The sequence below is a fragment of the Dyella sp. RRB7 genome, from assembly GCF_022761115.1.
In the GTDB taxonomy this organism is placed as follows: domain Bacteria; phylum Pseudomonadota; class Gammaproteobacteria; order Xanthomonadales; family Rhodanobacteraceae; genus Dyella.
Genome location: NZ_JAKWJS010000001.1, coordinates 740,156 through 763,516 on the forward strand (window position 1 = coordinate 740,156; position 23,361 = coordinate 763,516).

Here is a 23,361-nt window from a genome sequence, read left to right on the forward strand (position 1 = left end):
TTTCAGAAATCTGCGAAGCTGGTCGGAGAGAAGGCACGCATTGCCTGCACGAACCATTCAACGATACTTACTGAATCGGCCGAAGTTTATGGAGACCGAGCAAGCCTTACTTGCCGACACACTGCACACCTCAATCAACGACCGATGAAATTGACGAACAAGCTTGCGGCCATTTTCAGATTGTCGGACACAAAAAAAGTGTCCGACAATCTGGGGAGTGTTTTGCATACATCGACGGCGATAGACGGCGATGGATGCAAATTGGCGGGAGCCAAAACGAACCGCGACCGACCAAAGGGAGGGAGCTGCTCTCAGAACGGGAGTTCTGTGAGCGTGGGCTGTAGGAAAAAATTTTCAGCGGTCACGACGGCAGGAGTGGACCCGATGGAAAATTTTTTCCGGAGTGCCCACACACATGCACTGGAAACCCGATGGAGCCGCGTTGCAAAGGAAGCCGACCGTACCCAGAGACCCATCGGCATCATTGCAGACAATCAGACCAGACGGGTACTGAGCGATGCGCCCAAAACTGATGTCAGTAACAAGACGGCGGAACGGTATCGGCGCGCAGCTTTGCAAATGCTAACTGATGGCCTTACGCCACTTCAGAAAGCCGCCACAAAGCAGCATCATAATTTTTTACGCGCCGCCATGAAGTTCAGCATGGTCGAAGCCATCAATGATGCACGCAGGGCATCTGAAAAAGCGCGCAAATCAGGGGACTGGGATGGGGCTGAGAAATGGACACGGCATGCTTTTGAAGTCGGCGCAGTGCTGGACGAAATGTTCCTGCAACCCGGTCATGCCACATGGCAAGACAAAGCGAAAAAGCTAAAAGCCTCCGGAGCTTCAACTCCGAAGAGAAGCAAAAGATATGGGCCTTCGGCTCCATCTGCGCAAAGCGCCTATGTCGATGGATTGATGGTGTCCCGAACACTGGCTGACCGACATGCGGAACGGCTTTTCCTGCTGGACCTGTTTGGCATGCGACCTGCCGAAATGATGAATCCGAAGGGGGTTCAACTGAAAACGATGGTCACCAACGGAAAGACCCAATTGGTTGCAAACATCCAGGGTGCGAAGGTCGATGCCACACGAGGTTTTGATGTTCGCCTGTGCGGTCGTGACATGGATGCGTTTAACCCAGCACAAAGGGCCTTCATCACTTTGTTGGTTGACCGCGTGAAGGCTTCAGATGGTCTAACTATTCGCACCACAGAAGCCGACTATCGGAGCCTCAACCGATTCCTGGCAAAACTGAAACCGGGCCTTTCCTGTTACAGCTACCGTCACAAAGTTGCCAGTGACTTGAAGGCAACGAAGATAAAGCCTGCTGTGGCAGCTCAATTCATGGGCCACGCTTCGACGCAATCTCTAGAGAGTTATGGGCGACGCGGTCATGGTGGAGGTGGTCGAGGCTATTCCGCATCAACGGGAAAGCCGCCACGCAGCCCTAAGACCCTCTCACGGGCCTCAAACATTGAGAAGCACGAGCGACGAAAACAAGTACGCGTCAACGGCAAACCCAACTTTCCGAATTCGTCACCCAATTCAGCGTCACCCCGCTCGCCTGCCACTCATCCATCACGGGTGACGATGAAGCCGAAACCGCCCGGTTAGACCACGGTGGTTTCAAGCAAGTTTTTCAGGCCATCGACATCCAGCCATTCCCCCCACTTCAAGCCTGGAAAAAATACGGCAAGCTCTTTGGCCGTCCAAGACCGCATGTAGTGCACTTCATGCACATCGGGCGTGGGGTCATCGGCTTCATGGCCGACCAGTGCGCGCCGCCGTTCTGCGGACAAGTCACATCCTTGCAAAGCGTGAATCACATTTTTTCTGATGCTATGGGTTCCCAACCGTCCAAGCTGGCGACGCGGGCGGATTTTAAGCATGTCTTTTAGGTAGTAGCCAAAAGCCTTGGTGATGGCACTACCCACCCCAGCCTTGCCCGCAAGATTAAGACCGGGAAAGAACCTATCTTCCCCCGCTTCTCGGAGGTTTTCCACGCGCTCCATGACGCCAAACCTCAACAGGTCGGGATGCAAGGGGACCAACCGTTCTGAATCATCGGTTTTCACGCTTTGCCCATCGCTATCCGTGAGGATCTTCAGACATGGGTGACCATCGCGCATCTCGAAATCGCGGAGATGAATTTGCGCCACCTCACCCACACGCGCCCCGGAATAGAGCATCAACAGCATCCCCCATCGGGCGTGTTGTGTTTCAGTCCGAGCGAAATTTGCAGGGTCAAAAATGCGCTTCAGGTCAGCCTCTTCCAAGGGTTCCCAGCCGCGACCTTGGCGCTTGTGCATCTTCTTTTCACGGGCCGTCACCACCACCACACCCTTCACGGGGTTATTTTCAAGGTGGCCTTGCTGGATGAGGAACTTGAACAACTGGGCGCAATGGCTGACATAGCCCGACGCGGTTTTCTTCTGCATGCCGCCGTTGAGCATCAGCCCATTGGCCCACTCGGCTGCCAAAGGTCTTGATACATCGGTCACCCGCGTATCAGCCCCCATTTTTCCAATGAAGCTGTTGAGGGCACGGAGGCGGGCATCCCATTCCTTGACCGTTCCCGCTTCGGCAACGGTGTAGATGGCCAAAGCTTCTTTGAGGGTCAGCCCCTTCTTGGTGGCAGGTTTGACCTGCGCCCTGTCCCGTTCGGCCAACACCTCATTGATGGCATTGACCGAACCCAACGCTTTCAGAAAGGCGATAGCGGTTTCCGCATCTTGAGGCCCGTTGATGTTTCGGACCTCGATGGTTCCATCCGGATTTTGGATGTAATCGAATTTCGGCCCCGCCCCCTTGTTCAGCCGGTCCAAAATTTCGTCAACGCTTGGAGGGGCCTTGCCTGCCATCCCTTGGTCTCCTGTTCTGAAGGCCAAAGCATACCTATCGGCAAGTGCCAGGGCCCACGCTTGGGCTTTGATGGGGTCATGGGTGCGCAAACTGCGCTTGATGACCTTCCCAAACCGCTCTTGCTGGGTTATCGGCACTTTCAGACGAAAGTGAAAAAGGCCGGAGGGGCAGCGAACCAGGTACGACGGTAGACGCATGGCTGAAGTGTCCAAGCCAGTGTCCAAGGGGAAGAATCTCACCCATAAAAAAACCCCTGATTTCTCAGGGGTTTAGTACAACTGGCTGGGAGACTAGGATTCGAACCTAGATAAACGGAGTCAGAGTCCGTTGTCCTACCGTTAGACGATCTCCCAAAACCCTGCGGAGCGGTGCGCTCTGACTTGGTGCACCGTACCGTCGAAGCAACTCTCCGAGGAGAATTAGCGCTTCGAGAACTGGGTAGCGCGGCGGGCCTTATGCAGACCGACCTTCTTGCGCTCGACCTCGCGGGCGTCGCGGGTCACGAAGCCGGCCTTGCGGAGCGGCGACTTCAGGGATTCATCATACTCGATCAGCGCGCGGGCAATGCCCAGGCGGATCGCGCCGGCCTGACCGGTGATACCACCGCCGGCAACCGTGACCTTGATGTCGAACTTGTCGGCGGCCTCGATCAGTTCAAGCGGCTGGCGCACGATCATGCGCGAGGTCTCACGACCGAAGAACTGCTCGAGGGTCTTGCCGTTGACCGTGATCTCGCCCTTGCCCTTGCGCAGGAACACGCGGGCGGCGGAGGTCTTGCGGCGGCCGGTACCGTAATTCTGCTGGATCGCCATGATGATTCCTTAGATTTCCAGCGCCTGCGGCTGCTGAGCGGTATGCGGATGTTCGGCGCCGCCGTACACCTTGAGCTTGCGGTACATCGCGCGGCCGAGCGGATTCTTCGGCAGCATGCCCTTGACGGCGATTTCGATGACGCGCTCCGGATGGGTAGCGAGCAGGTCCTTCAGACTGGTGGTCTTCAGGTTGCCGACGTAGCCGGTGAAGCGGTGGTACATCTTGTCGTCCAGCTTGGCGCCCGTGACGGCCACCTTCTCGGCGTTGACCACGACGATGTAGTCGCCGGTGTCGACGTGCGGGGTGAATTCCGGCTTGTGCTTGCCACGCAGACGGCGGGCGATCTCGGTCGACAGACGACCGAGCGTCTTGTCCGTGGCGTCAATCACGAACCAATCGCGCTTGACGCTTTCCGGCTTGGCGCTGAACGTTTTCATTTCAGAATACCTGGTCTGCCGCCTCATGGGCGGTACACGTAATCGGTGGAACAAAGGCGCGAGATGATAACGGAGTTTTCATCTATCGCGCAAGCCCACCGACCGGCGGGCTGCGAGCTGGCAATGATAGCATGATGAGTATGGCGCTTGAAAAGCCCCCCCATGCCCGAGAACAACATATCGCTGCCCTCGCCGACCAGTGCGTGCAGTGCGGATTATGCCTGCCGGTGTGTCCCACCTATGCGCTGGACGGCAATGAAGCCGAATCGCCGCGCGGGCGCATCGCCATTGCCGCCGCGCTGGCCCGGGGCGCCGCCGAGCCCACGGCCGAGCTACGGGAGCACCTGGACCATTGCCTGGGCTGCCTGAACTGCGAGCGGGTGTGCCCGGCCAACGTCAAATATGGTGAGCTGCTGGTGGAAACGCGCGCGCTCACCGGCCCGTCGCCCAGACGCCCGCGCGAACTGCTGGCCCTGTTGAAGCAGCCATCCTTGCTGCGGCTGGCGGCAGGCATAGGCGGCGCGATCGGCCTGGCACAATGGAAAACACGGCTTGCCGATCGCCTGCCGGCCGGCTCTGCCTGGCGGGCCGCGCTGGATACCTTGCAGGTGGACACCCAGGATGCGCTGCCGCCGTTGCGGCAAAACCCATCCGCCGGCCACCCCGTCATCGCGCTGTTTCCCGGCTGCGTGGCCAGCGTGGAGGACGCCACCGCCGAGCACGCCGCCATCATCCTGCTGGAAGCGGCGGGTTACCGGGTGACGCGCCTGCCTGCATTCTGCTGTGGCGCCATCGATCTACACGGCGGTGAGATGGCCGCGGCAGATCGACTGGCCGAACGCGTACGCGACGCTTGGCGGGCCTCGGGCGCCGAGCAGTTGATCACCATTACGCCCGGTTGCCTGGGTACGCTGCGCCGCGCCCTGCCCGATATCACCGTGGCCGATCCCGTCACCTTGCTGGCGGCCCGCGCCGAACGACTTGCGTTTCGCCCCCTGGCGCGCCGCGTCGCGCTGCATCTGCCGTGCACACAATTGAATGTGGCGCGCAGTGAAGTGGCGCTGCAGCGGCTGCTGCGCCAGGTACCGGAGCTGGACGTCGCCGTAGTGCCGCGCCCGCCGCACTGCTGCGGCGCGGCGGGCTCGCACATGCTGGAGTTTCCCGAACGCGCCGCACGCCTGCGCGAAGGTGTGCTGGGACAGATCGCCACCTTGGCGCCACAGCAGCTGTTGTCGTCCAATATCGGCTGTCGCCTGCATCTCGCCGCAGGCATGGACGCCGATGGCCGACGCTGGCCGCACATGCACCCGCTGACCCTGCTGGCGCAGCAACTGGAGAACCCGCCATGAATGTACGCACGCTTTCCCCGCTCGATCGCCTGCTGGCCGGCATCGAGCGCGCCCTGGAAACCGTGGCCGGCGCGCCGGAGGCCGCCCGTCCCTCGCCCGCCGAAGCGCTTGACGACGCCGACATGGACGACGCCGAGCGCCGCCACGCGGCCGGCCTGATGCGCATCAACCACACCGGCGAGGTCTGCGCGCAGGCGCTTTATGACGGCCAGGCCGCGCTGGCGCGCAGCGAAGAAAACCGTGCGCATCTGCAGCACGCCGCGGACGAGGAAACCGATCACCTCGCCTGGTGCGCCGAACGCCTGAAGGAGCTGGACAGCCGGCCCAGCCTGCTCAATCCGCTGTGGTACGCCGGCAGCTACGTCATCGGCGCGGTCGCCGCGCTGGCCGGCGACCCGGTGAGCCTGGGCTTTGTGGTGGAGACGGAACGCCAGGTGGAAGCACACCTGGAAGAGCACCTGGACAAGCTGCCACCGCAGGACGAGCGCTCACGTGCCGTGCTGTCGCAGATGCAGGCGGATGAGGTGCGCCATGCGCATGAGGCCCGAGTGCGCGGCGGGATCGACCTGCCGTTTCCGATTCCCGGGCTGATGCAGCTCAGCTCGATGGTGATGAAGACGGTGGCGTACCGGATTTGAAGGCACTGGATTCCAGCTTTCGCTGGAATGACGAGCCTTCTTCACCGTCACCCCGGCGATTTCCGTGCCCCATGAAAAAAACCCGCCTTTCGGCGGGTTTTTCGTTACATCAGGTTGCGGCCGTGGAACAGTTCCTCGATCTCGCGGCGCAGCAGCGACTCGATGCGCTGGCGCTCCTTGAAGGAGAGATCGTCGGCATGCGCCTCGAACAGATACGTATCAAGGTCGAAGTCCTTGATGTGCATCTTCGTGTGGAACATGTTCTCCTGGTAGACGTTCACGTCGAACATCTCGTACTTCTGGCGAATGTGCTTGGCCAGGTAGTCCTGCACGGAGTTGATCTTGTGGTCGATGAAGTGCTTCTTGCCCTTCACGTCGCGGGTGAAGCCGCGCACGCGGTAGTCGGCGATGACGATGTCCGACTCGAAGCTGTCGATCAGGTAGTTCAGGGCCTTCAGCGGGGAGATCACGCCGCAGGTGGCCACGTCGATGTCCGCGCGGAAGGTGGCGATGCCGTTGTGCGGATGCGTTTCCGGGTAGGTATGGACGGTGATGTGGCTCTTGTCCATGTGCGCCACCACGGCACCGGAAATGGTGTCGCGACCCAGCTTCTCCACCACCGGCTCCTCGGAAATGAGGATGGTGACCGAGGCGCCTTGCGGATCGTAGTCCTGGCGTGCAATGTTCAGGATGTTGGCGCCGATGATCTCGGCCACATCCGTCAGGATCTGGGTAAGGCGATCGGCGTCATACTGCTCATCGATGTATTCGATGTAGCGTTGACGCTGCTCTTCGGACACCGCATAGCAGATGTCGTAGATATTGAAGCTCAGCGCCTTGGTCAGGTTGTTGAAGCCCTGCAGGCGCAGACGGGGAAGGGGTTTCACCACAACGACTCTCCATGGCCGGGACGGATGGCCAGCAGTAGAGGCGGGTTAGCGACAAGGGTCCCCGCTGGAAAATTCGACGCGAAGGCATAAGCTTCCGCGACCCTTGTGACCGGATCGCGACAAGGAGATCGCGTCCGAAAGACCGTGAAGTATGCGGCAAAAAAAAGGAAAACTGAACCTTCGGCAGGTCCAGTTAGTTTGCCATAATGCCCGCAAGGGGAAGAATCAGACACTCGGGGGCCGTATGCGGACCCCGTCTTGAATCTACGGGACACAACGTGGCGCAACTTAAATATCAGCTACAACAAGCTTTTGAACGCTCCCAGGCGCCAGCCAACTTTGCCCCGGACCCGGCATCGATGGAGCGCTTCCTGGCGCTTTGCCACCGGCGCCGCTATCCGGGCAAGACGGCCATCATCCGCCCCGGCGACCCGGCCAATACGCTGTATTACATCGTCGAGGGCTCGCTGGCCGTATGCACCGAGGACGAGCAGGGGCGCGAGCTGATCCTGGCCTACCTGAGCCGTGGCCAGTTCATCGGCGAAATGGGGCTGTTCGTGGAGCAGGCCCAGCGTGAATCGATGGTGCGCACCCGCACCGCCTGCGAAATGGCCGAGATCAGCTACGAGCGCCTGTTCCAGCTGATGGAAGGCCCGCTGCGCGAGGAATGCCCGAAGATCCTGTTCGCCATCGGCGCCCAGCTGACCAACCGCCTGCTGCGCACCTCGCGCCAGGTCAGCCGCATGGCCTTCATGGACGTCACCAACCGCATTTCGCGCACCCTGCTGGACCTGTGCCAGGAGCCGGACGCAATGACCCATCCGGAAGGCACGCAGATCCGCATTTCGCGCCAGGAAGTGAGCCGCATCGTGGGTTGCTCCCGCGAGATGGTCGGTCGCGTGCTCAAGCAGCTCGAAGAGCAGGGCATGATCGACGTGACCGGCAAGACCATCGTGGTGCGCGGCACCCGCTAACGGGTCGCCTTGGCACGCTTGGCCGCGCCCCGCTGCGCCGGGGCCGGCCTTGAGCCCGCAGGCTCATAGACCATGTACACATCCGCCCGCTGGTAATGCGAGCCGGGCCGCGTCGAGGGCTGCATGACGAAGCCGGCCTGCTGGTACATGCGCAGCGCCGTCTTCAGCCGGCTGTTGGACTCCAGGAACAGCAGCTTGCCCTTGCGCCGCTTGAACTCGGCAATGGCCGCATCCAGCAGTTGCCGTCCAGCACCCAGGCCCCGGAAGGTTTCGTCCACGCCCATCTTGGAAAGCTCGTAAACCCCGGGCGATTCCTGCAGCAGCGCGCAGGTACCGATCACCGCATCACCCAGGCGGGCGAAGAAGATGGCGCCACCCGGCGCCAGCACATGCGTCTGCGGGTCACCAAGCACCACGCGATCGATATCCTCGAGGCGGAAGTGGCGCTCCAGCCACGCTGCATTGAGACGGTAGAAATGATCCTTCAGGGCCGGCTGGTACGGCACGATCTCCAGCTGCGCCGCGCTCAACGCCGCATGCTCGGCCAGGATGGTGGAGACCAGTGGCCGCTCACCCAGCGCCTGCTCCGTCGCCGCCAGGGCAGCCAGCAAGGCTGCCGCGTCCTCGCCCAACGAAGCCGCCACGCCGCGCCGCACGGCCACCCAGATCGGCCCCAGCGCGGTCAGTGCGCTACGGCCCTTGGTGGTGAGCTGCAGCAGGCTGCGCCGGCCATCCTCGGCGTCCTTGTGCCGCCTGACCAGGCCGGCACGCACCAGCTTGTCGGCCAATTGGCTGACCGCCGAATGCGTCTGGCCGATGGCCGCCGCCACGTCGCTGACGGTAGTCTCGCCGTGCTCCCACAGATAGCGCAGCACCGGGAACCAGCGCGATTCGATGGATGCCCCGCAGGCGCGGTAGACCTCGTCGGCCGATGCATAGAAATGATCGCTGAGAGCCTTGAGCCGGCTACCCAGCGCCAGCTCGCCCAGGGATGAGAGGTACATCGGAGCGACCTCGGAACAATTGCGTTAGCGCTAACGTAATTGCCCGAAAGCGTCCCCGCAAGCCCCACCTGGCGGGCTTTATCGATGGCTAGAACCAGTCGACCCGGGTGACGGTGCGCCCCAGCGCCTTTTCCATCTTCTTGCACAGCCTGGGCGTGCCGTTGACCAGCACCGCCTCGGCCGCCGGCTTGAGCATCGGCACGTCGGCCAGCGAATCGCTATAGGCCACCCGCCATTCGCGCACACCCAGCGCGGCCAGCTGCGCCGGTTTGCGGCGCCCCACGTTATGCAGCTTCACCCGCATGCCGAGCAGGCCGGGCTGCAGCTGCGAGGCCAGTACGTCGATGCCGGCCAGCCCCAGTTGCTCAAGGATATGGCTGACCAGCACGTGCTCGCAGCCGGTAACCACGATGACGCGGTCGCCGGCGGCCTGGTGGCGACGCAACGCGTGCAGGCCGTCGCGACAGAACTGGCGCGGGCGGCGCACCAGGCTGGCCGCGAAGGCATGGGCCACCGCCTGATAGCGACGCTCGTTCAGGCCCATCAGGCCGACATGCACCAGCGACCGCACCGCCAGCGTGCGCGAGAACGGCAACACCACAGCCATCCACGGCAACGCCAGCACCGCCGCCAGCTTGCGCCACAGCGAACGCTGGTACTGGTGGCGCATGAACAGCGAGAACGCGTCGCCGTGAATCAGCACGCCATCGAAATCGAACAACACGGTGCGCGGCGCATCCGTATCCGGCGCTGCCGCCGGCGTGACACTGGCTTCCCCTGTGGACATGGCTTACTTCGCGGCGAACAGGCGCTTGAGCTCGCTGCCCGGATCGCTGGCGCGCATGAAGGCCTCGCCCACCAGGAACGCGTTGATGCCGGCATCGCGCAGCAGGGCCACGTCATCGGACGTATGGATGCCCGACTCGCTGACCAGGATGCGGTCGTATTCCATCAACTGCTGCAGCTCGAGCGAGGTTTCCAGCGAGGTCTGGAACGTGCGCAGGTTGCGGTTGTTCACGCCGATCAGCGGCACCGGCAGGGCCAGCGCGCGCTCCAGCTCCTCGGCGTCGTGCACTTCGCACAACACGTCCAGGTCCAGCTCGGCCGCCAGCAGCGACAGGTCCAGCAAGGCCGCATCGCTGAGCGCCGCGACGATCAGCAGGATGCAGTCGGCGCCGATCACGCGGGCCTCGTACACCTGGTAGGGATCGATCACGAAATCCTTGCGCAACACCGGCAGCGAGCACGCGTCGCGCGCCTGTTGCAGGAAATCCTCGCTGCCGTGGAAGAAGTCGCGGTCGGTCAGCACCGAGAGACAGGCCGCGCCGCCGGCCTCGTAGCTGCGGGCAATCGCCGCCGGATCGAAGTCGGTGCGGATCACTCCCTTGCTCGGGCTGGCGCGCTTCACCTCGGCGATCACCGCCGGCAGGCCGGCATCGATCTTCGCTTCGATGGCCGCGGCAAAACCGCGTGTTTCCGACAGGTCCGCCACGCGCGAGGACAGCTCCACCAGCGGCAGCCTGGCGCTGCGCTCGGCGATCTCTTCGGTCTTGCGGGTAAGGATGCGTTGGAGGATATCGGTCATGACGGAAGCTTGCTTGGTCGTGGCATGAAAGTGGCGTGAGCGTCAGGCCTGGCCCGCCAGACGCCGCGTGGTCGCCACGAAGGCGTCCATTTTCGCACGGGCGGCGCCGCTGGCGATGGTGGCGCGGGCCAATTCGATGCCGGCCGCGATGGCGTCCACCACGTTGGCGGCATACAGGGCAGCGCCCGCATTGAGACAGACGATATCGTGCGGCACGCCGCGACGGCCTTCCAGCGCCTCTAGCAGCATGGCGCGCGACTCCTCGGCGTTCTCCACGCGCAGGTTGCGGCTGGAGGCCATGGCGAGGCCGAAATCCTCCGGCTCCACCTCGTACTCGCGCACCTCGCCGTCACGCAGCTCGCCGACCAGCGTCGCCGCGCCCAGCGAGATCTCGTCCATGCCGTCGCGGCCCCACACCACCAGCGCATGTTTCGCGCCAAGCGCCTGCAGCACGCGCACCTGGATGCCCACCAGATCGGGATGGAACACGCCCATCAGGATGTTCGGCGCACCGGCTGGATTGGTCAGTGGCCCAAGGATATTGAACAGCGTGCGCACGCCCATTTCCTTGCGCACCGGCGCCACCACCTTCATCGCCGGATGATGGTTGGGCGCGAACATGAAGCCGATGCCGGTTTCCTGCATGGATTGCGCCACCTGGGCCGGCGGCAGGTCGATGACGGCGCCCAGCGCTTCGAGCACGTCCGCGCTGCCCGACTTGGACGACACGCTGCGCCCGCCATGCTTGGCGATGCGAGCCCCCGCCGCGGCCGCCACGAACATCGAGGCGGTGGAGATATTGAAGCTGGACGCGCCATCGCCGCCGGTGCCGACGATGTCGATGAAATGCTCATGCGCGGGCAGCTCCACCTTGGCCGACAGCTCACGCATCACGCGCGCCGCGCCGGTGATCTCGCCCACGGTTTCCTTCTTCACGCGCAGGCCGGTGATGATGGCCGCGGTCATCAGCGGACTCACTTCGCCGCGCATGATCTGCCGCATCAGCTCGATCATCTCGTCGTGGAAGATCTCGCGGTGCTCGATCGTGCGCTGCAACGCCTCCTGCGGCGTGATGGTGACGCGGCGGCCCACCGGCGAGGTGTTGGCAGCGCCGTTCATGCGGCCAGCTTCAACGGCAGCCCGAGGAAATTGCGCAACAGGTCGTGGCCATGCTGGGTAAGGATCGATTCGGGGTGGAACTGCACGCCCTCGACGTTCAAGGTCTTGTGGCGCAGGCCCATGATCTCGTCGATCGAGCCATCGGCGTTCTCGGTCCACGCCGTCACTTCCAGGCAGTCGGGCAACGAATCCTGCTCCACCACCAGCGAGTGGTAGCGGGTAGCCTCGAACGGATCGGGCAAGCCGGCGAACACACCCTTGCCGCGATGACGCACCGGCGAAATCTTGCCGTGCATGATCTGCTTGGCGCGGATCACCTTGCCGCCGAACACCTGGCCAATCGCCTGATGGCCCAGGCACACGCCGAACACGGGAATCTCGCCCGACAACTCACGCAACACCTCCAGCGACACGCCCGCATCGTCCGGCGTACCCGGGCCCGGTGAAATCATGATGTGCGAAGGCCGCAGCGCCCGGATGCCGGCCACGTCCAGCGCATCGTTGCGCACCACCTTCACCTCCTGGCCCAGCTCGCCCAGGTACTGCACGAGGTTGAAGGTGAAGCTGTCGTAATTGTCGATCATCAGCAGCATGACATGGCCAACTCATTGATTACACTTGAAAACATATCGCATGAACGACACCAGCCCAGGACTAGCCCAGCGGTGGCCACGCGATGGCAGGAAGTGCATTGTGCTCAAAGCCGCGCGGCGCTGCAGCATTCCCGACGCAGGGATACCCCCAACGGCAACCGTCTTCATGGGGTCCCGTTACAACGCGGGCAGATGCCAGGCGCCGTGCAAATGCTCATATTCGGCCTGCGGCAACAGCACGAAGATGGGCTGATCCTCAGGCTTCAGCCAGGCCAGCAACTGGCGCATGGCCGATTCCGGCATGGCGGTACAGCCTGCGGTGGCATCCGTGGGTGATCGCCAGACGTGGGCGAAGATGCAGCTTCCCGCGCCCGGCTGGCCTTGCGCGTTGTGCTCGATGACGAAGCCGACCTTGTAGAGCTGGTCGCCGTTGAGATGCAGGTCGCGGCGCATCGGCTCACTGGATCCGGCGACGCCCTGCTCGCCCACCTCGCGTTCGTCCACGATGCGGTTGTAGTACGGCGAGCCGCTGACATCCATGCAGTAGTCGGATACCTGCAGCGCGCGATAAGGCATCTGCGTGGGCGCCGCCGACGCGTAGCCGAAGGCTTCGCCGATGCGATACACGCCCGCCGCGCTGCGTCCGTCGCCTTCGTGTTTTTGCGGCCCCTGAGTTTGCGGCGTGTTCAGACCCAAACCCCAGGCGGCACCGGCCTGGCCGATGGTCACCGGTTGCGCGCCATCGACCGGTTGCCAGGCACTACCCTTGCGCTCGTAGGTCCGCAGTACGCCGTGATTGGTGTTCCAGTCGGGAATCACCACCAGCACCATCTGGCGCGACGCCTGCCAGGCGGTGTCGGCATCGGCAGCCATCACCCTGCCGCCCGCCGCAGGAGCCATGACCAGCGACAGCACCAGGCAGCCATGCCATAGCCGATTCGCCAGAACGCGTGTTTTCATCCGAACAGACATAGCCGTAGAACCACCCTTTTCGTCGAGCTTGCCACTCATGTCGCTGCGGAACGCTGCCTACGGGCGCACATGCACGATGCTGGTCATGCGGTCGACATAGGAGTGCTGGCCGTCCAACAGCAATGGCGACAACGGCGTCACCGAGACGGCATTGAGCTTGACCTGCCGCATCGCGCCGCCCTCATCACGATAACTGATGCCGCTGGTGTCATGAATCACGTACGGCTCGCCGTTGAGCCGGCCGATCACCATCATCACGTGACCGGGGATATAGACCAGGTCGCCCACTTGCAGCGCGCTGACCGCCTTCATGCGCGTGTCGCGACCGTCCCTGTCGGTGAAGGACTGATGCGCCAGCACGGGGCTCGCGGCTTGCCGGCTGGTATCGCGCGGCATCTGCACCCCCATGCTGCGATAGACGTCCGATACGAAACCGCTGCAGTCGCGGCCATCGTAGGCGTGGCCCCAGCCATAACGCTCACCCAGGAACTTGAAGGCCTGGCGGAGGATGTTCGCTTCGGTCAGCGGCAGATAGCGATCCGCGGTATCGGCTTGCCGCTGCAGCAGCGCTGGGGAGAACGCAAGCCCGCCGCTTGCCGTGCGCACCGGCAGGTCGATCACGTATGACGTATAAGGCGACTGGCCATTGACCGGCTGGTCGGCGGGCTGATCGACCCGCACCGGCACGGCCACGCCCATATCCAGCTGCAGCTGCGACACGGCCGGCTGCTCCCGCGTATAGACGGTTGACACGCTGGCGCCGGTCACCACGCGTTGCGGCGACCGCGCGGCATATCCAAAGACCTGTCCGGGCGAGCCTTCGGCCACATTTTCCCGGCGCGTCCAGGCCGCGTAGCGCGGACTCTGCACGAACAACCATTGGCCATCGCGGCTCTGGTGCTCGATGACCACGGGCGTGCCGGGAAACTCGGCGGTCTCCTGGAATCGATCGATATCCTGGTCATCGACGGAAGTGAATACGCGCAGATCGGTGGGAAAACTGCGCAACGCCGAACGCCGCACCACCAGGCCATAGCGCGTGGGCTGCTCCGCCGGCACGCGATCAAGCGCGAGCTGATCGACGATCTGCTGCAGCTGCGCCTCGGGCACGCGCACGCCCTGCTCGTCGTAAAGAGGCTTCACGGGCAGTTTGGAAATCGCCTTGATCCAGCCAAGCACCTGGGCGCGCATCAAGGTGCTCGGCAGCGTGTGCAGGTCGCGCATGGATGGATCGCGCTGGAACAGCGCTGCGTTCCGCGCCGTGATGGCGGCCGTATCGAGCAGCACCCGGTCGGGCTGGGCCAGCTGATGGATCCAGAAGTCCGCGGTGAGCATGGCATCGTCGTGGATGCCGATGACGCCCGACGGCGGCACGGCAAGCGGGGCGGCATCCTGATGCGCCGCCACCGGGGCGACGCCACAGGCAACCACGAGACACAGTGCAGCAAGCGGGAACCAGCGCATGGGCAAGCCTTACCTCGAAACACGCCACCGAGCATATCGCCTGGCGACGCGGCGGACACAACCACGGCATCGACGCCGCCAAACTTGTACGATGCCAGACTCCACCCTGGGGAGGACAGCATGAACATGAAGATGTTCGGTACGCTTGGCCGCAGCCTTGCACTGGCCATGGCCCTCGGCAGCAGCGCGGCATGGGCCCAGCAGGACCCGCCGATCACCCTCGACACCCACGTGGATATTCCCTTCGCCTTCATGCACGACGTCCGCTTCGACGCGGCCAGCTCCCCGGTGCTGAAGGTCGATCTGGACAAGATGGAACGCGGTGGCCTCGATGCGGCATTCTTCATCGTGTATGTCCCGCAAGGCCCGCTGACACCGGCCGGCTATGCCGATGCGGTGGCGCAAGCGCAGCGCAAGTACGACGCCATCGCGCTCATGCTCAAGACCTACCCCGATCGCATCCGCCTCGCCACCACGCCGGATCAGGTGCGCGCCAACCGCGCGGCGGGCAAGCTGTCGGCGATGATCGGCGTGGAGAATGGCTATTCGCTCGGCCACGACATCAAGAACCTCGATGCCGCCTATGCGCGTGGTGCGCGCTACGTGGGTCTCGCCCATATGGGACACAACGACTTGTGCACCAGTTCCACGCCGGAAGCGGACCTGGGCGATCCGCCGCTGAGCGACGCCGGCATCAGCGACTTCGGACGCAGCATGGTCAGGCGCGCCAACCAGCTCGGCATCATGGTCGATGTCTCGCATTCTTCCGATGCGTGCGTGCGCGATGTGCTGGCCTTGTCCAGCGCCCCGATCATCGCCTCGCATTCGTCCTCGCGCGCGCTGACCAATCACCCGCGCAACCTGCCCGATGACCTGCTGCGCGCCATCGCGGCCAAGGGCGGCGTGATCCAGGCGGTGGCGTACAAGGGCTTCCTGAAGCTCGACCCCGGCCGCGAGCTGGCGGAGAAGGCGCTGCAGGCCCAGGTGGCCAGGCAGGCCGGCGACAAGGTCTACGACAGCGAGAAGCATGACTACCTGCCGGCCTACATCGAAGGCATGCGCCGCATCGATGCGGCGTTCCCGTTGCCCACGGTGGACGATTTCGCCGCGCACATCAGGCATATGGTCGATGTGGCCGGCATCGATCACGTCGGCATCGCATCGGATTTCGACGGCGGCGGCGGCATTACCGGCTGGATGGATGCATCGCAGACGCGCAATGTCACCGCGGCACTGCGCCGCCAGGGCTTCAACGACGACGACATCGCCAAACTGTGGGGCGGCAATTTGCTGCGCGTATGGGGCGACGTGGAGAAGCATGCCGATGCCAAACACTCGACCCGTTGATCAAGGCACCATCACCACCGGGCTGCGAGCCGCGATCTGCCTCGCGGCCCTGCTGCTGGCAACGCACGCGAAAGCCGACTCGGCGCCGATCTTGTCTCCGGCGAAAACAGCGGCCGAGGCCGGGCTGGTCGATATCCGGCAACTGGTGCCGGATATCGCCGAGGACATCAAGTACGCCGGCAGCGACAACTTCGTCGGCGCCCCCGTGGACGGCTATCTCGCGCCCAAGTGCCTGCTTCTACGTGCTGCCGCCGAGGCACTGGCGCGCGTCGAACACGATCTGCGGCCACAGCACCTGCGGTTGCAGTTGTTCGACTGCTACCGGCCAGCGCGCGCGGTGAAGCATTTCGTACGCTGGGCCGGCGACCTGGCCGACCAGCGCACCAAGGCGACGCACTATCCCGAGCTGGACAAGCGCGCGCTGCTGGGCGACTACATCGCGCCGGTATCCGGCCATAGCCGCGGCGCCACGGCGGACCTCACCCTGCTCCGCTGCAATGCCGACGACACCCATTGCGCGCCGCTGGATATGGGCACCGATTTCGACTACTTCGGCACGCGGGCCAACACCGACTCAGCGCAGGTCACGCCGGCGCAGCACGCCAACCGCATGCTGCTGAAGGCCGCGATGGAACGCGAGGGCTTTCGCAACTACGCCATGGAATGGTGGCATTTCTCCCTGATGCCGGCACCGATGCCCGACGTGATCTACGACGTGCCGGTGCAGTGAAATATGGGTAGGGCGCGCGGCGCCAAGCTGCGCGCCACTCACCATTACGAAGCAGACGGCTGCATGGCCGTGCAGCTTTCGCCCTCGCATTCAATCTGCACCACGCTGGTATCCGGGCACTGCGACTCGAACATGGCGCGCTTGCCATCCACCATCAGCACATGGATGGCACGATTGCACTGATGCGAAGCCGCCACATTCTGTGCCGCGTTGAACATGCCCTGGCTTACGCGACGATCAAGGCTGGCCAGCCCGCTGGAAGTCGAAGCCCCCGGCAACAACGGCGAGCTGCTATTACCCGCCGGTACCGGCGCATCCAAGGCGAATGAGGATGGCAGCATCACGCTTAGCTTGTCCGGATAGTGCTGAGCCGAACCATTGGACAAGTCGACGACGATGCCGATCACCCCGCCAAACAGCAGATTGCCCCAGAACATGCCGCGAAGGTTCGCGTCATAGGCCTGCTGCGCAATCTGCTTGCCATCCTTTTCACAAGTGACGTTGAGGCTCTGGGCAGAGCGGTGCACCACCGCCGTACCAGGCGTCACCACACGAACCGATCCATTGCCATTGCTGAGCGTACAGTCTGCACGAACGCTCTGGTCCGCGGCGCGCGTGTCCACTGCAACCTTCTGATAGCGACCACCCACTATCGAAGCGCACCCCGTAACAGTCAAAGCACACGCAAGTACGACGCCCTTCTTCCATAAGTGCTGCATGTCATTCCCCTGACGATGAAATCCCGCGCGTTCCCGGACCATCCTCCAAGATGGCCGTACGGCGGGAAACGAAGAGGTGGCCGAACTACGCATCGAGCGCCCGTGGAGCACGGGCGGCCTGTCAGTCGACAGGGGCGATGGTTGGCACAGCCACCCCTCCAGTGACTGTGCTCGCGCATTCTTGCAGGAAGCTTCGCAGAAAAACGAGTCCCCCAAAAGGCTGACTCAAGGCCCCGGGTGCGGCCCGGCAGGAACGAACGAAAGAACTTCCGATGTGTAGCTCTCGACCACCAGACTGAAGGGCCGGTTGGCCTGGTCGTACAGCACCGCGCGGTGCTCGAGCACATGGCGCGGCATGGGCATGGGAGCACCAGGCATCGCCGGCAGCGGCGCGCCGCTTTCCCAGCCCTGCGGCAGCGGTGACCACAGCAGGTCGGCCGACAAGGTCTGTCGACGGAAATGCAGCGGCTGCACCACCTTGCCGAACGGCGTGTCGCTGCTGTCGAGCTCGCGATTCATCGCTTCGGTAAGCCGGGAGGGCACGTACCAGTTGTCGGCCTCGGACAGCACATGCCCGCCACAGGCCAGTTGCACGCGGCGATAGCGCACGGGCTCATCGGGACCGATATCGAGCTGCTTGCGCGCATCCTCGGGCAGCGGCTTGTCCACGCCATGCACGCGCTCGGCCACGACCTTGGCCTCGGCGGCGAGATGGTGCGCGCCGCACCAGCGCTCCAGCGTCAACGTGGCGCTGGGGTGGCTGAGCAGCTCCGCGTTGAGCGACTGCAACAGCGCCAGCGCTTCCACCCGCGAGGTGAAATCATCGCGCCACCCGGATGTCGCCTCCTGCGCACCTGCCTGCATGGGCGCCACCAGCAGGCCGCCGCCGAGCCCCAGCGCGCACGACAGCGCAACGCATCGCGACATGCTCACAGGCCCTTCGCCGCCTGCGCCACGGCGCGGAACAGGGCGCGGCCCTTGTTCATGGTCTCCTCCCACTCGGCGGAGGGGTCGGAGTCGTAGACGATGCCCGCGCCGGCCTGCACGTGCAGGCGGCCGTCCTGGATCACCGCGGTGCGGATGGCGATGGCGGTATCGGCATCGCCCCACCAGCCGATCCAGCCGATCGCACCGGCATAGATGTTGCGCTTGTACGGCTCCAGCTCCTGGATGATCTCCAGTGCGCGGATCTTCGGCGCGCCGCTGAGCGTGCCCGCCGGGAACGTCGCCCTGAGCACGTCCATATAGCCCAGCCCCTGGCGGAACGTGCCCTGCACCTGCGACACGATGTGCATCACATGCGAGTAGCGTTCCACCACGAACGATTCGCTCACTTCCACCGTACCGGTTTCGCTGATGCGGCCCACGTCGTTGCGGCCCAGGTCGATCAGCATCACGTGCTCGGCACGCTCCTTGGGGTCGGCCAGCAGCTCGGCTTCCAGCGCGCGGTCCTCCGCCTCGGTGGCGCCGCGCTTGCGCGTGCCGGCGAGCGGGCGCACCACCACCTTGCCGTCCTTCAGCCGCGCGAGGATTTCCGGCGAGGAACCGACGATCTGCGTGGCACCCAGGTCGACGAAGTACATGTACGGCGACGGGTTGAGCGCGCGCAACGCGCGGTACACATCCACCGGCCGCGCGTTGAAGCCCACGCTCAGGCGCTGCGACGGCACCACCTGGAAGATGTCGCCGGCGCGGATGTATTCCTTCGCGCGCTCCACCATCGCCTCGAACTCTTCCTTGGTGAAGGAGGACTTGAAGTCGCCTTCGTCCAGCGCGGTGCTCTGGTTGAGCTGCGGATACGACACGCCGCTCTGGCGCAGGCGATAGACCAGCGCGTCGAGCCGGCGCTGCGCCTGCGCATAGGCGTGCGGCTGCGACGGGTCGGCATGCACGATCAGGTACAGGCGCCCCTTGAGGTTGTCGAATACCGCCACTTCCTCGGCCAGCATCAGCAGCACGTCGGGCGTGCCCAGCTCGTCGGCGCGATCCCACCGGGCCAGGCGCGGCTCGATATAGCCGATCGTCTCGAAGCCGAAGTAGCCCACCAGGCCGCCGCTGAAGGCCGGCAGCTGCGGCAGGCGCGGCACGTCGTATTGCTGGCGCAGGGTTTCGATTTCGCCCAGCGGATCGGCCACGTGGCGGCGTTCGGTCACCTCGCCGGCGTCTTCCACTTCCAGCTCATGGCCGCGAAAACGGTACACGCGCCGTGCCGGCAGGCCGATGATGGAATAGCGCCCCCAGGTGGCGCCGCCCTCGACCGATTCGAACAGGAAGGTATACGGGCCATCAGCCAGCTTCAGGTACACCGACAGCGGCGTGTCGAGGTCGGAAAACACCTCGCGCACCAGCGGGATGCGGGTATGACCCTGGGCAGCCAGTGCGTCGAATTCGTCTCGGGAGATCACGTAGGGGAGTCCGGATGGCCAAGCTTGAACGGCCATTGTAGGGGCAGCCTCGCTTTTCACCGATATCCACGTATGACTTGTCCGCTTGATGCCGCGCGCCTACCCTTGCCCGATCAGTGCACGACGCGGCACTCGCAGGGGAATCGAAGGGTATGGACCACCGTTGCCTGGTACTTTCCGGCCGCCTGCTCGATGGGCAGGACCCCGCCACCGTCCACGCCCGCATGGCGGCGGCCTTCGGCATGGAGCTGAGCGGCTTTCGCGACCGCGTGTTCGAACGTGCACCGCTGATCATCCGGCGCGGCCTGGACACCGCCACCGCCGAGGCCCAGGCGACCCAGCTACGGGACATGGGGGTGGAGGCCGACGTCTGGCCCGATGGGAATGCCCTGGTATGGCTGCGCCGCGACCAGCAGATCCGCGGCCCGCTGCCCGAACCGGCCCTCGCCCATTACGCCCGGCCGGGCGACCAGTGGTGCCATGACGGTGGACAGCAGTGGTTCGCCTGGCACCCCGTTCCCAACGACGTGGCCGTACCGCCGCTGCCTACGGGGGAGGACGCTGGCCCCTCGGCCCCGCCCGGCTTCGATGGCGCGACGTCGCTACACGCCGCCGGCGAGATTCCTCCCATGCCACCGCCGCTTCCGGCTTCGGCGCCCGCGGCGGCGCTCAAGCCCCCCTTGTCCAGCCTCGCCGTCGTCGCCGCCCTGTTCGGGTTGCTGGCGCTGCTTTGGCGCCCGCTGGCGCCGGTCGCCGTATTGCTGGCGCTGGGCGCGCTGGTTTACCTCTATCGCCGGCCGCTGCTGCGCGGCCGGGCCTACGCCGTGGCCGCGCTGCTGGTGAGCGGCACCGCGCTTTTTTTGTGGATGCAGCGCCCCGCCCCGGTACCGGTGGCGCAACCCTATGTGCCGCGACCGTTGCAGCCACTGGCGGCGAACGCACCGGCCAGCGCGGCAGGGACACCCGTGCAGTGCATCGCCAGCACCGCCGCGCCACAGAATGACGAAGACCGCTTCCTGCTCACCGGCCAGCGCCTGCTGACCGGACGCGCGCAGCGCAAAGGCGATACCTATGTCGCCGAAGCGGCCGTCACGGTGGACAGCCAGTGCCAACCGAGCGCCCTGCAGCTGTACGTGTTCCACCACGGCGTGTTCATCGGCACCGCGCTGGAAACGGCGGTCTCGCTGGCCACCACCCGCCTGACGGATTTCGATCTCAGCGACGACCAGCACCTGCGCATCACCCTCGCCCAATGCACCAGCCAACCGGGCGACTGCGCCGCCACCACGGTCAAGCAGATCGCGGTGATGCCGGGTGGCGGCGGATGGACGCTGGGCGAGGTGAAATAATCCCCGCGCTTGTAGCCGCGGTCACAGGCGCTGTCGCGGCATGCCGTGCAGTTGCAGCGTGAACGCCACGCCGCTGCCATCCTCAAGATTGCGCGCCATGGCCACGCCGCCATGGCGCTCGGCCACCAAGCGCACCACGTAGAGCCCCAGGCCCAGGTGCGGCGCGTCGCCCGGCGTGGCCTTGTCGCGCAGGCTCACCAGCGAATCGAACAACCGTCCCTGCATGGCCGCCGGCAACGGCTGGCCCTGGTTGGCCAGTTCAATCTCGGCGCCATCGCCCACGGCGCGCAGGGTCAGGCGCAGCCAGCCGCCATCGGGCGTAAACGACAGTGCGTTGTCGAACAGCTTGTCCAGCGCCTGCGCGATCAGTTCCGGCGCGCAATGCAGGTAGAGCGGCGACGGTGGCAGCACGCTCTCCAGCCGGCGCGTGCCGGCCAGCGGGCGATAGGCCTCGGTACAGCCGCGCACCACTTCCACCAGGTCCACGTCTTCGGGCTCGGCAGCGGCGATGGCGCGCTCCATGCGGCTGGCCTCGCTCATGGCGCGCACCAGTGCGCCCAGGCGCGCCACGCCGTCGCGCGCGCGCAGCAGGTAAGGCTGCGCATCGGGCGGCATGGCGTGCTGCGCCTGCAGGGCATGTTCGAGGTTGTCCAGCGAGGACTTCACGATCGCCAGCGGCGTGTTCAACTCGTGCGACAACTTGGAGGCCAGCGTGCGCAGGTAGTCGGTGTAGCCGCCCACCACCTCGAACAGCCGCTCGAAGCTGCGTGCGAGGTCACCGATCTCATCATCCGCACTGGTCATCGGGAACGGGCCGTCCAGGCGTCCATCGTTCAACTGCGCGCGCTCGGCCGCGTCGCGCAGGCGGCCCAGGCGAAGACTCAGCCGCGTGGCGAAGATCAGCAGGATCGCCCCCGCCACCAGCAGCACGCCGAAACTGGTGAGCAGCAAGCCCAGCAGCGCGCGATTGGCCAGCAACGGCACCGCGCGGCTGGCCTGTTCCAGCAGCAGTACGCCATGAACCTGCCCGTCCCGCTCGATCGGCACGGCGGCGGCCAGCACCACGCTGCCGCGCGCCTCGCCCTGCCGCCACAGCGTGGCGGGCTTGCCGTCGGCGGCCTCGCGCACTTCAGCCACGTCCAGGCGCGGCACGTCCTGCATCCACGGTTCGGCATCGCCCACCTGGTCGGCCAGCAGCGAGCGATATACCTGGGCGGCGAACCAACCGGGCTGGTCGGCCGATGCGGCGGCGGGCGTGACGAGATGTCCGGTGCGCGCCAGCAGCCAGCCCTGTGGCGCCAGCACGCGGGCCTGCACGCCATCGAGCGCGAGCTGCTCCAGCTCCTTGGAGAGCACCGGCGAATACGTCACCAGCGGACGGCTCTGCACTGCCTGTGGATCGCCCCCGGTGGCCGGGTCATAGATGGCCAGCCCGAGCGCGTCCAGCCCCAGGCTGCGCGGCAGGCGGAGCTCCACGTGATAGCTGCTGCCGTCCTCCTGCCACTGCGCGTTGATCTGCGTGGGCAGGCCGTCGACCGGTGGATCCAGCGGCCGCGCGGCGACCGGGCCGGGCGCCGCGCTGGCCAGCAGGTAGCGGCGCAACTGCGCGCCCTTGCCCAGGCTCAACACCAGATGATCGGCATTGAGCGCATTGGGATCGCCAGCATCGGCGCGCGTGCGCTGGGGGCTGCGCACATCGACATACAGGTAGAGCCAGTCGGCATCCTCGGCCAGCAACAGTTTGCCGCGCTTGTCCAGCGCCTGGCTCCAGGGCGTGAGCGGGGCCCAGTCGTCGCCGTAACCGTCGATGGTGATGGGGTTGGCAGCCTCCTGCACATACCACACCGGCCCCGCCGGCGGCAGCGGCGCATCGGTGACCACCAGGCTGCGCGCCATGGCGCGCGCCGATGCGGTGAGCGCCTGGGCCTGGCCCTCGCGCAGCAGAGTTTCCATCTGCCTCACGTACAACCACCCTGCCACCGGCAGGGCCAGCGTGCACAGGGCGACAAGCAGCAGTTTGCGGCGCAGGGTCATGGCGGGACGATATAGGGCGCGGGCGGAAAAGTCGTTGCCCCGGTCAAGACCGCGACGGCGAGCAGAAACAC

General features: G+C 64.8%; 22 protein-coding genes and 1 tRNA gene. 7 read left to right on the forward strand and 16 right to left on the reverse strand.

All coding sequences use genetic code 11. The annotated features are described in order from the left end of the window. The first annotated feature begins 384 nt into the window (after window positions 1-384). Window positions 385-1,620 (forward strand): hypothetical protein, encoded by a 1,236-nt coding sequence (locus tag MJ606_RS03425; protein WP_243047999.1) that lies wholly within the window; start codon window positions 385-387, stop codon window positions 1,618-1,620. Here MJ606_RS03425 and MJ606_RS03430 read toward each other — a convergent pair. From MJ606_RS03430 to rplM, 4 genes are all read right to left on the reverse strand, one after another. Then, on the reverse strand, window positions 1,617-3,065 hold the full coding sequence (locus tag MJ606_RS03430) for a site-specific integrase (RefSeq protein WP_243048000.1): 1,449 nt from the start codon (window positions 3,063-3,065) through the stop codon (window positions 1,617-1,619). The two genes, MJ606_RS03425 and MJ606_RS03430, sit on opposite strands and share 4 nt — an antisense overlap. 82 nt (window positions 3,066-3,147) lie before the next feature. Then, window positions 3,148-3,221: transfer RNA gene (locus tag MJ606_RS03435), tRNA-Gln, on the reverse strand. Between the two features lie 66 nt (window positions 3,222-3,287). Further along, window positions 3,288-3,680 carry a 30S ribosomal protein S9 gene (gene rpsI, locus MJ606_RS03440; protein WP_243048001.1) on the reverse strand — a complete coding sequence of 131 codons (393 nt, stop codon included), beginning with the start codon at window positions 3,678-3,680 and terminating at the stop codon, window positions 3,288-3,290. 9 nt (window positions 3,681-3,689) lie between these two features. Further along, window positions 3,690-4,118 carry a 50S ribosomal protein L13 gene (gene rplM / locus MJ606_RS03445; protein ID WP_130619814.1) on the reverse strand — a complete coding sequence of 143 codons (429 nt, stop codon included), beginning with the start codon at window positions 4,116-4,118 and terminating at the stop codon, window positions 3,690-3,692. A 134-nt stretch (window positions 4,119-4,252) separates the two neighbouring features. On the opposite strand from rplM, the gene MJ606_RS03450 reads away from it, so the two are divergent. Together MJ606_RS03450 and coq7 are read left to right on the forward strand one after the other, a co-directional pair. After that, complete coding sequence (locus MJ606_RS03450; protein ID WP_243048002.1) at window positions 4,253-5,467, forward strand: (Fe-S)-binding protein; 1,215 nt, start codon at window positions 4,253-4,255, stop codon at window positions 5,465-5,467. Beyond that, a complete protein-coding gene (gene coq7, locus MJ606_RS03455) occupies window positions 5,464-6,105 on the forward strand; it encodes a 2-polyprenyl-3-methyl-6-methoxy-1,4-benzoquinone monooxygenase (RefSeq protein WP_243048003.1) in 642 nt (213 codons plus the stop codon). The genes MJ606_RS03450 and coq7 overlap by 4 nt, the downstream gene beginning before the upstream one ends. Window positions 6,106-6,209: 104 nt before the next feature. Here the strand turns inward: coq7 and speD are convergent, their stop codons facing one another. Next, window positions 6,210-6,995: an adenosylmethionine decarboxylase gene (gene speD / locus MJ606_RS03460; protein WP_026633844.1), complete on the reverse strand. Its 786-nt coding sequence runs from the start codon at window positions 6,993-6,995 to the stop codon at window positions 6,210-6,212. 359 nt (window positions 6,996-7,354) lie between these two features. On the opposite strand from speD, the gene crp reads away from it, so the two are divergent. Next, window positions 7,355-7,969: a cAMP-activated global transcriptional regulator CRP gene (gene crp, locus MJ606_RS03465; protein WP_243048004.1), complete on the forward strand. Its 615-nt coding sequence runs from the start codon at window positions 7,355-7,357 to the stop codon at window positions 7,967-7,969. Here the strand turns inward: crp and MJ606_RS03470 are convergent. The 7 genes from MJ606_RS03470 to MJ606_RS03500 all read right to left on the reverse strand — a co-directional run bounded on the left by MJ606_RS03470 (window position 7,966) and on the right by MJ606_RS03500 (window position 14,706). Then, the gene (locus MJ606_RS03470) at window positions 7,966-8,973 is read right to left on the reverse strand and encodes a helix-turn-helix domain-containing GNAT family N-acetyltransferase (RefSeq protein ID WP_243048005.1); all 1,008 of its coding nucleotides are present in this window, start codon (window positions 8,971-8,973) and stop codon (window positions 7,966-7,968) included. The genes crp and MJ606_RS03470 overlap by 4 nt on opposite strands. 88 nt (window positions 8,974-9,061) lie before the next feature. Continuing rightward, the gene (locus tag MJ606_RS03475) at window positions 9,062-9,760 is read right to left on the reverse strand and encodes an HAD family hydrolase (RefSeq protein WP_243048006.1); all 699 of its coding nucleotides are present in this window, start codon (window positions 9,758-9,760) and stop codon (window positions 9,062-9,064) included. 3 nt (window positions 9,761-9,763) lie between these two features. Then, the gene (gene trpC / locus MJ606_RS03480; protein ID WP_243048007.1) at window positions 9,764-10,558 is read right to left on the reverse strand and encodes an indole-3-glycerol phosphate synthase TrpC; all 795 of its coding nucleotides are present in this window, start codon (window positions 10,556-10,558) and stop codon (window positions 9,764-9,766) included. A 42-nt stretch (window positions 10,559-10,600) separates the two neighbouring features. Next, complete coding sequence (trpD, locus tag MJ606_RS03485) at window positions 10,601-11,677, reverse strand: anthranilate phosphoribosyltransferase (RefSeq protein WP_243048008.1); 1,077 nt, start codon at window positions 11,675-11,677, stop codon at window positions 10,601-10,603. Further along, window positions 11,674-12,270 carry an aminodeoxychorismate/anthranilate synthase component II gene (locus MJ606_RS03490; RefSeq protein ID WP_243048009.1) on the reverse strand — a complete coding sequence of 199 codons (597 nt, stop codon included), beginning with the start codon at window positions 12,268-12,270 and terminating at the stop codon, window positions 11,674-11,676. Before MJ606_RS03490 ends, trpD begins: the two co-directional genes overlap by 4 nt. A gap of 177 nt (window positions 12,271-12,447) precedes the next feature. Continuing rightward, window positions 12,448-13,170, reverse strand: a complete 723-nt coding sequence (locus MJ606_RS03495) for a L,D-transpeptidase family protein (protein ID WP_243048579.1) — start codon at window positions 13,168-13,170, stop codon at window positions 12,448-12,450. A gap of 129 nt (window positions 13,171-13,299) precedes the next feature. Next, window positions 13,300-14,706 carry an SH3 domain-containing protein gene (locus MJ606_RS03500; protein ID WP_243048010.1) on the reverse strand — a complete coding sequence of 469 codons (1,407 nt, stop codon included), beginning with the start codon at window positions 14,704-14,706 and terminating at the stop codon, window positions 13,300-13,302. A gap of 126 nt (window positions 14,707-14,832) precedes the next feature. Between MJ606_RS03500 and MJ606_RS03505 the strand changes: the two genes are divergently transcribed. Next, complete coding sequence (locus MJ606_RS03505) at window positions 14,833-16,053, forward strand: dipeptidase (protein WP_243048580.1); 1,221 nt, start codon at window positions 14,833-14,835, stop codon at window positions 16,051-16,053. Then, window positions 16,031-16,783, forward strand: coding sequence for a M15 family metallopeptidase (locus tag MJ606_RS03510; protein ID WP_243048011.1), 753 nt, complete (start codon window positions 16,031-16,033; stop codon window positions 16,781-16,783). Before MJ606_RS03505 ends, MJ606_RS03510 begins: the two co-directional genes overlap by 23 nt. A 44-nt stretch (window positions 16,784-16,827) precedes the next feature. Here MJ606_RS03510 and MJ606_RS03515 read toward each other — a convergent pair whose 3' ends face one another. The 3 genes from MJ606_RS03515 to trpE all read right to left on the reverse strand — a co-directional run bounded on the left by MJ606_RS03515 (window position 16,828) and on the right by trpE (window position 19,907). After that, window positions 16,828-17,502, reverse strand: a complete 675-nt coding sequence (locus MJ606_RS03515) for a hypothetical protein (protein WP_243048012.1) — start codon at window positions 17,500-17,502, stop codon at window positions 16,828-16,830. 225 nt (window positions 17,503-17,727) lie between these two features. Then, window positions 17,728-18,429, reverse strand: a complete 702-nt coding sequence (locus tag MJ606_RS03520; RefSeq protein ID WP_243048013.1) for a hypothetical protein — start codon at window positions 18,427-18,429, stop codon at window positions 17,728-17,730. Between the two features lie 2 nt (window positions 18,430-18,431). Beyond that, entirely contained in the window at window positions 18,432-19,907 is a 1,476-nt protein-coding gene (gene trpE, locus MJ606_RS03525; protein WP_243048014.1) for an anthranilate synthase component I, read from the reverse strand. A 152-nt stretch (window positions 19,908-20,059) separates the two neighbouring features. Between trpE and MJ606_RS03530 the strand changes: the two genes are divergently transcribed. After that, complete coding sequence (locus tag MJ606_RS03530) at window positions 20,060-21,256, forward strand: hypothetical protein (protein WP_243048015.1); 1,197 nt, start codon at window positions 20,060-20,062, stop codon at window positions 21,254-21,256. Between the two features lie 21 nt (window positions 21,257-21,277). Here MJ606_RS03530 and MJ606_RS03535 read toward each other — a convergent pair whose 3' ends face one another. Then, window positions 21,278-23,290, reverse strand: a complete 2,013-nt coding sequence (locus tag MJ606_RS03535; protein ID WP_243048016.1) for an ATP-binding protein — start codon at window positions 23,288-23,290, stop codon at window positions 21,278-21,280. Between the last annotated feature and the right edge of the window lie 71 nt (window positions 23,291-23,361).